10 protein-coding genes are annotated in these 11,589 nt (G+C 35.9%); 6 read left to right on the top strand and 4 right to left on the bottom strand.

What is annotated here, in order from left to right:
* The first annotated feature begins 90 nt into the window (after positions 1 to 90).
* The gene (locus tag BMZ04_RS09985; RefSeq protein ID WP_093269607.1) at positions 91 to 1,788 is read left to right on the top strand and encodes a ribonuclease J; all 1,698 of its coding nucleotides are present in this window, start codon (positions 91 to 93) and stop codon (positions 1,786 to 1,788) included.
* Positions 1,789 to 1,806: 18 nt separating this feature from the next.
* On the top strand, positions 1,807 to 2,061 hold the full coding sequence (locus tag BMZ04_RS09980; protein ID WP_093269078.1) for a (4Fe-4S)-binding protein: 255 nt from the start codon (positions 1,807 to 1,809) through the stop codon (positions 2,059 to 2,061).
* A 50-nt stretch (positions 2,062 to 2,111) separates the two neighbouring features.
* On the opposite strand, the gene BMZ04_RS09975 is transcribed toward BMZ04_RS09980, so the two are convergent.
* Positions 2,112 to 3,413 (bottom strand): CitMHS family transporter, encoded by a 1,302-nt coding sequence (locus BMZ04_RS09975; protein ID WP_093269075.1) that lies wholly within the window; start codon positions 3,411 to 3,413, stop codon positions 2,112 to 2,114.
* Between the two features lie 512 nt (positions 3,414 to 3,925).
* Between BMZ04_RS09975 and BMZ04_RS09970 the strand changes: the two genes are divergently transcribed.
* The 3 genes from BMZ04_RS09970 to BMZ04_RS09960 are packed head-to-tail and all read left to right on the top strand — an operon-like array spanning position 3,926 to position 7,696.
* The gene (locus tag BMZ04_RS09970; RefSeq protein WP_093269071.1) at positions 3,926 to 5,446 is read left to right on the top strand and encodes a spore germination protein; all 1,521 of its coding nucleotides are present in this window, start codon (positions 3,926 to 3,928) and stop codon (positions 5,444 to 5,446) included.
* A gap of 16 nt (positions 5,447 to 5,462) precedes the next feature.
* Positions 5,463 to 6,572 carry a GerAB/ArcD/ProY family transporter gene (locus BMZ04_RS09965; protein ID WP_093269067.1) on the top strand — a complete coding sequence of 370 codons (1,110 nt, stop codon included), beginning with the start codon at positions 5,463 to 5,465 and terminating at the stop codon, positions 6,570 to 6,572.
* Complete coding sequence (locus BMZ04_RS09960; RefSeq protein ID WP_093269063.1) at positions 6,572 to 7,696, top strand: Ger(x)C family spore germination protein; 1,125 nt, start codon at positions 6,572 to 6,574, stop codon at positions 7,694 to 7,696. Before BMZ04_RS09965 ends, BMZ04_RS09960 begins: the two co-directional genes overlap by 1 nt.
* Positions 7,697 to 8,451: 755 nt before the next feature.
* Here the strand turns inward: BMZ04_RS09960 and BMZ04_RS09950 are convergent.
* The gene (locus tag BMZ04_RS09950; protein ID WP_093269060.1) at positions 8,452 to 8,709 is read right to left on the bottom strand and encodes a phage holin; all 258 of its coding nucleotides are present in this window, start codon (positions 8,707 to 8,709) and stop codon (positions 8,452 to 8,454) included.
* Between the two features lie 309 nt (positions 8,710 to 9,018).
* On the opposite strand from BMZ04_RS09950, the gene BMZ04_RS09945 reads away from it, so the two are divergent.
* Positions 9,019 to 9,861 (top strand): GNAT family N-acetyltransferase, encoded by an 843-nt coding sequence (locus tag BMZ04_RS09945; RefSeq protein ID WP_093269056.1) that lies wholly within the window; start codon positions 9,019 to 9,021, stop codon positions 9,859 to 9,861.
* Positions 9,862 to 9,966: 105 nt separating this feature from the next.
* Here BMZ04_RS09945 and BMZ04_RS09940 read toward each other — a convergent pair whose 3' ends face one another.
* Together BMZ04_RS09940 and BMZ04_RS09935 are read right to left on the bottom strand one after the other, a co-directional pair.
* Positions 9,967 to 10,515, bottom strand: coding sequence for a GNAT family N-acetyltransferase (locus tag BMZ04_RS09940; RefSeq protein ID WP_093269052.1), 549 nt, complete (start codon positions 10,513 to 10,515; stop codon positions 9,967 to 9,969).
* Between the two features lie 277 nt (positions 10,516 to 10,792).
* Positions 10,793 to 11,440, bottom strand: coding sequence for an SDR family oxidoreductase (locus BMZ04_RS09935; RefSeq protein WP_093269049.1), 648 nt, complete (start codon positions 11,438 to 11,440; stop codon positions 10,793 to 10,795).
* Positions 11,441 to 11,589: the final 149 nt, after the last annotated feature.

Genomic DNA, 11,589 nt, shown 5'->3' with positions numbered 1-11,589 from the left:
ATTTTTCAAATAACACTTTCTTCAATCCCTAATAAAAAAATTCCAAATAAACTTACTTATAAAAGATGTAGAAAAGGCAATACTTTGAATATGAATTTGAAGGGGAGGAAAAATATATTGAACACAACAGACCAAAAAGTATCGATTTTTGCCCTTGGAGGCGTTAACGAAATCGGTAAAAATATGTATGTATTGCAATCTGAAGATGATATTGTCGTAATTGACTGCGGATCAAAGTTTCCGGATGAAAGTCTATTAGGTATAGATTTGATCATCCAGGATATTTCGTACTTACAGGAGAATCAAGAAAAAATTAGGGCTCTAATCGTTACACATGGACATGAAGATCATACTGGAGGTATCCCCTACTTCTTAAAACAAGTAAACGTCCCAATTTATGCTACTAATTTAACGTTAGGTTTAATCGAAATTAAGTTAAAAGAACATGGTCTTCTAAGACGAACGAAGCTTTTTATGATTGATAGTGAGTCGGAGTTACAGTTAGGAACGATTAAGACAACATTTTTCAAAACTAGTCACAGTATTCCGGACTGTCTTGGTATAGCATTCCATACATCACAAGGCACAATCGTACATACTGGAGATTTCAAGTTTGATTGGACACCAGTAGATAAACAGGGTTCCGACATTCACAAAATGGCAGCACTAGGTGAAAATGGTGTTCTGCTGCTACTGTCCGAAAGTACAAATGCAGAGAGACCTGGGTCTACCTCATCAGAACAGGTTGTAGGAGATCATATTGAAGAAGCATTTCGTCATGCGCCTAGGAAAGTGTTCATCTCTACATTCGCTTCGAATGTACATCGTGTTCAACAAATAGTAAATGCAGCGATCAAGACTAACCGTAAACTTGTTCTACTTGGACGTAGTATGGTCAATGTTGTATCGGTTGCAATAGAGCGAGGATACTTAGATGTTCCAGAGAATATGATAATAGAAGCGAATGAAGTAAACTCGATGGATCCAGAAAAAGTGGTCATTCTATGTACAGGAAGCCAAGGTGAACCGATGGCCGCGTTATCACGTTTATCGAGTTCAAACTTTAGACAAGTAGAAGTTCTTCCTGATGACACAGTTATTTTAGCTGCTGGTCCTATTCCAGGAAATGAGCGGAGTATTTCCCGCATAATAGATAATCTATTTCAATTAGGTGCCAGGGTAATATATGGTTCAGGTAGTGTTACAGGACTTCATGTATCGGGTCATGCTTGCCAAGAAGAGTTAAAGTTGATGCTAACGTTGATGAAACCAAAATACTTTATCCCTATTCACGGTGAATACAGAATGCTTCATCAACATCGCTTATTAGCAGAATCTGTTGGAGTCCAAACAGAAAATATTTTCATTGTTAGTAATGGAGATGTCGTAGATATTGTGAATAATGAGGCCATTCAAACGCGAAGTGTAGATGCTGGAAATGTTTTCGTAGATGGTATTGGTGTAGGTGATGTTGGAGAAATCATCTTGCGTGATCGTAAATTACTTTCAGAAGATGGCATGCTAGTCATTGTTACGACTATTAGTAAATCGCAAGGAAATATTATTTCAGGTCCAGATACTATCTCAAGAGGTTTTATATACGGTCCAGAATCTGGAGAGCTTATAAACGAAGTAAATCAAATCGTAAAAACAACTATAGATAAAATGAAAGATAATAATCGAAATCAGCGCGTGTTAAAACAAAATATCAAAAAAACGGTGGAAAAACATTTATATTCCCGTACGAAACGGAAGCCAATGATTCTTCCAATTATGATTGAAGTGTAACATCGGGTGAAGGAAAAAATGGAAGATGAAAAAGCCCTACTCAATGCAGGTTACAAGAAATATAATGGCTATGAAGTCGATGTCTATTTTCATATAGGAAAATGCATACATGCTGCCAATTGTATAAAATATTTACCTTCGACATTCAACATGAGTAGAAAACCTTGGATATTACCTGATGCAGCACTTAGAGAAGATGTGAAAAGAGTTATCGCAACATGTCCAAGTGAAGCATTAAAACATATAGAAAAGACTGAATCGCTCTACCCCTAACATAAAACGCTACTGCATTTTTCTGCAGTAGCGTTTTAACAGTTGTTTGTTTATAAGGTAATCGCACCAGTTAACACGGCTGCGATGGTCATAACTACGGTAGTACCAAAAGCCCATTTAAATAGGAATTTTTGATGTTCACCAAAACTTACCCCAACTAACCCAATCAGGATAAAAGTAGCTGGCACTAATGGTGATAACGGGAATCCAGCGGTTGAATGCCCTAATAATGCAGCCCGTCCGATTTCTACAGGATCTATTCCAAAACCTGCTGCTGTTTCACTAAGAATAGGTAGTATACCAAAGTAATAGGCGTCTGGAGAAAATACAAGTCCCATTGGAATACTAGTAAGTGCAACTATAACTGGCATATGGCTTCCGAGCGATTCAGGAATTACGGAAACCAGAGTTTTTGCCATCGCATCCATCATCCCAGTTCCACTGAAAATACCCGTAAAAATACCTGCTGCAAAAACCATTGTACTAATCATGACAAAGTTATTCGCATGTCTTAAAATCTGATCTTGTTGTTTTTGTACATCTGGGAAGTTAACTACTAATGCGATGGCAAATGCTGTAGCAAATAAAATAGCAATCGGCAATATATCCATGACAAGTAAGGCCATTAAAACGATCGTTAAGAAAAGATTAAACCAATAAATTTTAGAAACGCCTCTTTTCTCAACAGTTGTTGCTGCTAGTTCAGCTACTGTTGGTGTTGGCTCTTCTAACACAATAACCCCGAGTCGTGCTCTTTCCTTCTTCCCTAACAAATAGGCAGAGAATAGCGTCCATAATAACCCTGCAACCATAACTGGAATTAAAGGAATAAACAAATCGGCAACTTCTACTTGAAGGCTCGCTGCAGCTCGAACGAGTGGTCCACCCCATGGAATAATATTCATCACACCTGCTGCTAAAGCTACTACACAGGCTAACACTAATCGACTCATCCCAAGTCGTATGTATAAAGGAAGCATTGCAGTGACCGATACCATAAACGTGGAAGAACCATCTCCATCTAAACCTACTAATATTGTAATAACGGCGGTAGCTAAAACTACTTTTAAAGGATCCCCTTTTACAAGTGCTAAAATGCGGTTAATCATCGGATCAAATAATCCAACATCTATCATTAACCCAAAATACAATATAGCAAAAACAATCATAACCGCAGTTGGTGTCACTTTGATAATACCATCCATCATCATCTGACCCATCTCAGCGTAAAATCCACCGATTAATGCAAACACAACCGCCACACCGATAAAAGCTGCTACTACCGAGAGTCGCTTAGTTATTACTAAAAATAAAAAAGTAACAATCATCAAAAAACCCAACAAAGCCAACATGAATAATAATTCCCCTCTAGTTCGTGTATTGAATCACGAATTTTCTATGTATATGCAATATATTTTATAAAGTATCCACTATTAAGTCAAGTCCAATTTTTTAGAATATTTTAAATAAAGTAATGCGAATTTCATTTTTGCTAGTTTTTTATCATTTTGGTTCGAGTATTAGTCATGTTCAAGGATTCTTTTTTCTATTCGGTAATATCTTAGAAGCGCCGAACAAACTAATATTAATATAAAAAAACTGTCTAACTAAGATTTTATTCTTAGTTAGACAGTACTATTTACTTTAGTTATTAATCTAATAACAACAGCTGCTCCGACTCACCAAATCGTTCTATTACTATCGGTTCAAAATCTTGAAAGAATGCATGATGGAAAGTTTGGTTATAAGTATGTCGTTCCCGTGGATATCTTCTTTCATCTTATCTAATGAAATAAGTATAGATAATCCTTTAAAAGTCCATTCTATAAACTAAGTAAGAAATGAGAGGAGCCTAATATTCAATATGAAATTTAAACTACCTTTCAATAAAAAACAAACACCTATAGTCATACAAGCAACTAAAGAAAATGTAGAAATGATTATTCCTGAGGAAAATAATTTTACTCAGATGATAAAAGATGCTACCCATAATCCATCTGATTTAATCGTTAAATCTATTCCACCGAACTTAACCCTTATATATATAAAAAATTTAGTAAATGATCAAATTTTAAACGATCATATTATTACTAATTTACAAAATAAAATTTATGAAACACCAGAAACAATCAAGTTGTCACTTTCATTACCAGAGGTAAATATATCTAGTCAACTGGAGGAAACAGTAGCTTCCCTAGTAAATGGAAGCGTTCTTATATATGTGGAGGGATACTCACCAGTTGTGTTGGCGAATATTCCCAAAAGAGAATCGCGAAGTCTATCAGCACCTGAAAATGAATCACAAGTAATCGGAGCACAAGTTGGATTTAATGAGAGTCTTTCTACAAATATCTCATTGGTTCGTCGCAATATTGTAAGTCCCGATCTTTGTAATGAAGAATTCAAAGTAGGAAAGCGCTCCAATACTTCCCTCTCCCTTATCTATATGAATGGTATAGCTTCTGATGAAATGGTAAATACACTTCGCCAAAGGATAAAAGATCTTGATGTCGATGCATTACTAGATAGTGCGGTCCTTGTTGAAATGATTGATGATAATTCGTTATCGCCTTTCCCCCAAATGCTTTTAACGGAACGACCAGACAGGTTTTGCGATGGTCTATTGAATGGAAAATTGGGTGTCATAGTGGACGGTAGTTCCATGGCAATTGTTTGTCCTCAATCGTTTATTGAGTTTTTTGAAAGTAGAGAAGATAAGAATCTACGATGGCAAGTTGCCACATTTGTTCGCCTATTAAGATTTACTGCTATTTTTCTTTCCATTTTCTTGACTCCAATTTATGTAGGTGCGTTGACATTTCACTATGAAGTAATTCCACAGGCTTTCTTAGTTCCACTGAGTGAATCAAGGGCATTAGTCCCTTTTCCACCTGTTTTTGAAGCCTTACTTCTTGAATTTATCATTGAACTACTACGAGAAGCTGGGGCAAGATTACCTACAAAGATTGGCCAAACGATTGGGATTGTAGGGGGTATCGTAATTGGAACTGCAGCCGTACAAGCGGGAATAACAAGTAATATATTACTTATTATTGTCGCTTTAAGCGCATTAGCGTCCTTTACGACACCAAGTTATACTATGGGAAATGTTATCCGTCTTATTCGTTTTCCCATCATCATACTCGCAGGATTTTGGGGGTTTTTTGGAATTATGCTTGCCTTCTGCTTTATTCTTATTCATCTATTACGTCAAACAAGTTTGGGTGCACCTTATATGGCTCCTTTCTATCCCCCTAGATTTCAGGATATGCGAGATAGTCTTATTAGAATGCCATTACCCTATACAGCAAAAAGACCTTCCAATGTTAGGCCAGCTGATGAAGATAAATTCAATCCAGAGCCTATAAAACCTGAAAAAAGCTGAACTGAAGGTGAAATCAATGAAAAATCCTATACAACTTAGCGCTAAAGATATGATTAATTCTTATTTGCTCATCTTTGTAATCCATAGTGCTCAAGTTGGGGTTGGTATTCATGGATTTCAACGGATTGTGTATCAAGAGGCAAAACAAGATGCATGGATTTCTGTTCTTCTGGCAGGTCTTGCCACTCATCTCATTGCTTTTTGTATGATCAAAACATTGGAAATATACGGTTCCAATGATCTTTATGGGATCCATCAAGATGTCTTTGGTATATGGTTTGGAAATTTCTTGAATGTAATTTATATACTGTATTGTTCCGTTGCATTTTTTTCCGTCCTGCGAAATTATATTGAAGTAATTCAAACATGGATTTTTCCAGGCTTAGGTACGTGGTTTATTTCTGCGTCATTGCTTTTAGTTACTATTTATGCGTTTACAGGTGGTCTTCGGGTGATTGTTGGCGTTTCTTTTTTTAGTATCGTACTCGCTCTATGGATCCTCCCTCTGTTATTAATTCCTTTAAAATTTGCATCAGTAGATAGCCTTTTACCTATTTTAGAAGCAAATATTGGCTCTATTTTAAAAGGTGCAAAATCTATGGCTTTTACGATTATAGGCTTTGAAATCCTTCAAATCATTTATCCTTTTGTAAAAGACAAAGAAAATGTGAAAAAACATGTGCATTTAGGCTTGTTATTCACTACTGCCGTATATCTAATCATTATGCTCGTCTCCCTCACTTACTATAGCGAAGGAAAATTAGATAAAACGATATGGGCGACTTTAACTTTGTTCAGTTTTATTAGTTTTCCCTTTATGGAGCGGTTTGAATTTGTGGCAGTTTGTTTTTGGATGCTAATTATTTTACCAAATCTATGTCTTTATTTATGGGCTGCTTCTCGTGGTGCAAGTCGAGTAATTAAAATAAGCGGGACGAAATTTGTTTGGATTTTCTCCATTCTTATATTTATAGGCACATTAATTGTTCAAAGCAGAACCCAAATAAATTCGATTAATACCCATTTTGGAAATATAGCTTTCTATATAATATTTGTCTATCCTATTATCTTATTGCTCGTAGCGATGCTGAAAAAGAAATATTCATCACAGAAGGAGCAAAAATAATGAAAAAAGTTACGTTCTATATCATACCTCTATTTTTGCTCAGTATTTTAGTTGGTTGTGCAGAGACAGATATATTGGATCGAGTAGGGTTAACCACTTTAGTCGGTTATGATGTAGGGACTGAAGAAAGAATGTCCACTACGGTGGTTGTTAGAGAAGTAAACCCAGAATTTCAAAGCAATGTAGAAGTGATTACGACGGAAAACGAAACAAGCAAAGGAAATAGAATGAAAGCCAATCGAAAGTTATCCAAAAAAATTACGATCGGTCAGATGCGAGTCGTTTTGTTCGGCGAAGAGTTGGCAAAAGATGATCTTCACTCTTACTTGGATTCACTTTTAGAAAATCCAAGTGTAAGTAATAGTCTGTATTTGGCAGTAGTAGAAGGAGAAACGTCCGTATTACTTGAACATGAATATAAAAATATAGATGATATTGGTCAACATATATATAGGTTAATGGAACAAAACATTAAATATGAACACATGATTTCTTCTACCTTGCATGAAATTGCACATGATTTTTATATGGTAGGTAAAGATAGCGCGATACCAATTATAAAAAAAGAGGGAGAATTAGTCGAATTAACAGGTGTTGCCATATTTAATGATGGCAAAATGGTAAGTTCTCTTTCATTAGAAGATAGCTTTTATGTGAAACTTTTGAGAGACAATTTTAAGTCAGGAATATTTGAAACGATCCTAAAGGAAGAGGATATCCCCCCCAATTTGATAAAAGGGACGTCTAATGAAATGCCTGTAGCATTTGATGCAATTAAATCGAAAAGAGAGTTGAAACTAGTTGATGCGACTACTCCAGAGTTTGATTTTCAGCTTAAACTAAAAGCACGACTTTTAGAAATATATCCAGATGTGGAATCAGGAGATCCAAAAGTAATCGAAAGACTTGAAGATGCGATGGTTAAAAACTTAACAAGAGAGATATCAAGGGTTATTGCCCATTGCCAAAATGTCCAATCGGATATCTTTGGCTTTGGCGAAAAGTATAGAAGCTCCGTAAGAAATTCTAATTTGTCGAAAGAAAAATTGCATGATATGTACAAAGATATGAAGGTAAATATTAAAGTTGAATTTGAAATACTCAGAGATGGTGTTTTTGAGTAAAATATTCTACTCAATGTTTATCCCTGTTCAACAGACGGTGATTTCTCCACTTCAACTATTAGGGTGAGAAAACGATTAAAATGATCGTGATTAATGTCCTATAAATTCCTGATGTAGAACATAGAACATAGACGAAAAAACCCACGTCGTGAGACTTCATCTATGTGAATCATCCTATGAACCTAGGGTCAACAAGACGTTGGTAACTTAAGCATTGAGGCCTACAGGGACGTGGGTCATGGAATTGTTGTCGCAAAAGTTCTTTTGCGAAGGAGCAGTACGCAGGCAAATTTAGAATGCCTTCCATTGGATACGGTGTTGTTTGCCTTAGTTCTTCATTCCTTATCAGTAAGGAATGAAGAACTCCCCACTGTTGGAAGTTTCCCTTTATGTGTTGACCTGTCATAACGGATAGAAAATGATGAAAGAACATATCGTAATGTTGGTCAAACTCAATACGGTGGATTCTACTATTATTTTTTGCTGCTTATTCCGTCTGGAATTAACGGACCAAGACCATGTTCCCGATGAATCTCCGGATAAAAAGTAGGTAGCTCCCCGGTTAAGGACATCTCTGCACCATGAATAATAGGGATTAAATACAGGATGTTCGATACCGCATCCTCTCTTGATACAATACGTAATCTGCCACTATCTTTTCACCAAGCGTACACCTCCCTTTCATCTTTTCCAAATATATTAAAAAAACTAGTATATAAAACGATTGAAATCGTTTTATATACTAGAATCAGCAACTATTTTAACCCATTATTTCTCAGATGTTGTGTATTTCGACGTGCCTTGTACCTCACATCATTGTTTTTCCACCATGCCCAAATCGAGGCTAAAAAAGCAAACCCAAAAGTTACAGCGAGTTCCACATCTTCGTCCTTAAACTGTATTGGACTTTTACCTTTCATAACGAGATATTGGTTTAACCAGGCAATTAATAGAACGACCGTACGAACAATCATCATTTTCTCAAATGGTGCTGAATGCTGTTTATTCGTCAAACTTGGTCCCCCTAACGTAATGATTGTAGTTTATGCTACTCTCATCATATGCAATGTATACTTGTCCTAATTCGACATTTCAATGATTCTAGTCAACTAAAGTATTTCATAGATTAACCAAGCGTTCCCCTTATCAAGTTAACATAATATTATTATTGTAACTTATATTGAATGATAATATGGCATTACTTTTGTCCGAATATATAGGGTTGATCAAATTTTTCGTAAATATACTTGTTTTGCCTTTTAACTGATGTAAAATAAAAGTGAGTTGCACTATCCTCGATACATAAGAAAAAGGGGTAAAATATGTTAACACAAAAACAATTGGAAGATATTAAACAACTTCAACAAGAATGTGAAACACACGATCACCTTCAACTAAAGTTAAATTGGGACATGCTTAGCAATCGGGAGTTCAATGAATTCGACTTCTTTCATTATGAAAATGATGAACTTGTAGCCTTTTTAGGGTTATATCCTTTTGGTTCGACAGTAGAAGTATGTGGCATGGTAAAACCAATAAAGAGGCGAAAAGGACACTTTTCTAGACTGCTTCAACAAGGGTTAGCTACTGCAAAATATAAGCATTTCAAAAAAATCTTGTTAAATGCTCCAGCAAGTTCTGTGGAAGCTAAGTTATTTTTAACAAAACTAGGGGCTAACTATGAATTTTCAGAACATCAAATGGAGTGGAAAGGAAAGAATCTAGAAGAAGTAGACGGCTTTACTTTGCGAAAAGCAAATATAGAGGATTTAGAAATGCGCATTCGTTTGGATATAGAAGCATTCGGTATAACTATTGAAGATGCACAAGAAATGGAGAACAGAATCGTTGGAGACAGTGACAATGCTATATTCATGATAGATGTTCATGAAGAACCAGTCGGAAAAATTCGAGTGAAAAAAGAAAATGGAGAAGCATGGATTTATGGTTTCTCCATTTTACCTACACAGCAAGGGCAAGGTATTGGACGCAAGGTATTACAGAGGGTAGTTAAAGAACAATCAGAAGCAGGTCACTCTGTTCATCTTGAGGTAGAAACCACTAATGCACATGCACTTGGACTTTATCAATCGGTTGGGTTCATAGTTACACATGCGCAAGATTACTATTTTTATCCCTCTCTATCCAGCACCTCAAAGCTCTGAGGAATCGAAGAAGCATAAATGGGTTAGCTGCTTTAGTTCAATTTACCAATCAGTGGAGGATGAAGCCCCCTACTGATTGGATTGTATCTTATAATATTAAATGGTTTAGATTTCTTCTTTCCAATCGTTCTTTAGCATTCCATAAACTACATGGTCAACATAATGATCGTACAACCATTCCGCTTGACGAATACACCCTTCTTCTGTGAACCCAAGTCTTTCTGGAATTGCTCTACTTTTTTTATTTTCTACAGCAGCGCGAATTTCTACTCTGTTCAAATTTAAGTCATTTAATGCATAATGTACAAAAGCTTTAACCGCTTTAGTCATTAACCCTAAACCAACATAATCATTACCAAGCCAGTAGCCAATACTTGTTGATTTATTATTCCAATTTATTTGATGAAAACCAAGAACACCAGCAAGTTTGCCATCATACCAGATTCCTGCTTGCACTCCATTGTTATCACTAAATTGTTTCATCGTTGACTGGATAAAACTATGTGAATCAGCAACAGTTTTGGTGTAATCGATGAATGGTAGCCATTCTCTTAAGCTTTCTTTCGATCCGATTGTTAAATCGAACAAATGTTCGGAGTCCCGTAAATCGAGCATTTTTAAGTATATTTTTTCATCCAATTGGTATGTAAACAAAAGAATCCCTCCAATTAGTTTACGTAATAATATTATGTAAACCTTTATTCGTATTTGTATGGAACAAGTTTTGTCAAAATTATATTGCTTTAATTACAACTAAAAAAAAGAATATCTATCTATTAAAATGATTAATGCGGAGGTGAAAGTATACTCAGTCATGCTTAAATGATAGCGGTTGTTGAGTAAAAAGGATTGACTAAAAAGATGAAGGTGACACACAAAAAATAGGTGTCAACGAATTTCGATGTCCCCCTCACCCAGTTGGTTGTTTTATTTATACATTTTTAAGTGCATCCACTATCGGAGTATCTCCTGATATCAAATCAAATGAGCGTGTGAAAGTATTTTCCTCATCCAAGGAAGCGACTACTGTTCGTGCAACGTCCTCTCGAGAAATAGTACCTTTTGCTAGATTACTAGCAAGAGAAATTTTCCCAACACTAGGATCATTTAAAAGTCCCCCTGGTCGTAAGATTGTGTAATTTAATCCACTTGCTTCGAGCATTCTATCTGCATAATGCTTTGCAATCATATACGGTTTTATTTGACTATCCGCCCAGCTATTTCTGTTATGTGCTTGTAATGCACTAACCATAATAAAACGAGTAGCACCAACTTTAGTGGCAGCCTCCATTGCTTTAACTGCACCATCTAAATCTACTAATAATGTTTTATCTGCGCCTGTACTGCCACCGGAACCTGCCGAGAAAATAACGGCGTCACTTCCTGCAATTGCACCCGCAATTTCATCTACACTACCTTCCAGGTTAGCAATAACAGATTCAACACCCGACTGGCTTAGAACCTCTGCTTGCTTTTCCTCCCGTACCATCGCTTTTAAAGAATGCTTATCACTTTCTTGTAATAACCGAACAATATGTTTTCCAACATGACCATTTGCACCTATCAAAAGAACTTTCACGATGATTTCCCCTTTGCTATAAGATTTTATACTATTCTCATTGTTTCAGAAATAGTTTCATTAATCAAAGTATGTGCTTCCAATTACTTTTTCGAACTAACCACCAAACAGAACAAATGTTTGTAGCCTCGTAAATTTAGCATTTTTAA

This window comes from Psychrobacillus sp. OK032 (assembly GCF_900111345.1).
Lineage (GTDB): Bacteria > Bacillota > Bacilli > Bacillales_A > Planococcaceae > Psychrobacillus.
The sequence above is the reverse complement of the archived record's forward strand: the minus strand, read 5'-3'. Positions and strand labels throughout refer to the sequence as shown.

Bases quoted from the DNA above. Each gene is read 5' to 3' on its own strand.
- BMZ04_RS09985 (WP_093269607.1), top strand. From the start codon at position 91: ATGAATTTGAAGGGGAGGAAAAATATATTGAACACAACAGACCAAAAA.
- BMZ04_RS09980 (WP_093269078.1), top strand. From the start codon at position 1,807: ATGGAAGATGAAAAAGCCCTACTCAATGCAGGTTACAAGAAATATAAT.
- BMZ04_RS09975 (WP_093269075.1), bottom strand. From the start codon at position 3,413: ATGTTGGCTTTGTTGGGTTTTTTGATGATTGTTACTTTTTTATTTTTA.
- BMZ04_RS09970 (WP_093269071.1), top strand. From the start codon at position 3,926: ATGAAATTTAAACTACCTTTCAATAAAAAACAAACACCTATAGTCATA.
- BMZ04_RS09965 (WP_093269067.1), top strand. From the start codon at position 5,463: ATGAAAAATCCTATACAACTTAGCGCTAAAGATATGATTAATTCTTAT.
- BMZ04_RS09960 (WP_093269063.1), top strand. From the start codon at position 6,572: ATGAAAAAAGTTACGTTCTATATCATACCTCTATTTTTGCTCAGTATT.
- BMZ04_RS09945 (WP_093269056.1), top strand. From the start codon at position 9,019: ATGTTAACACAAAAACAATTGGAAGATATTAAACAACTTCAACAAGAA.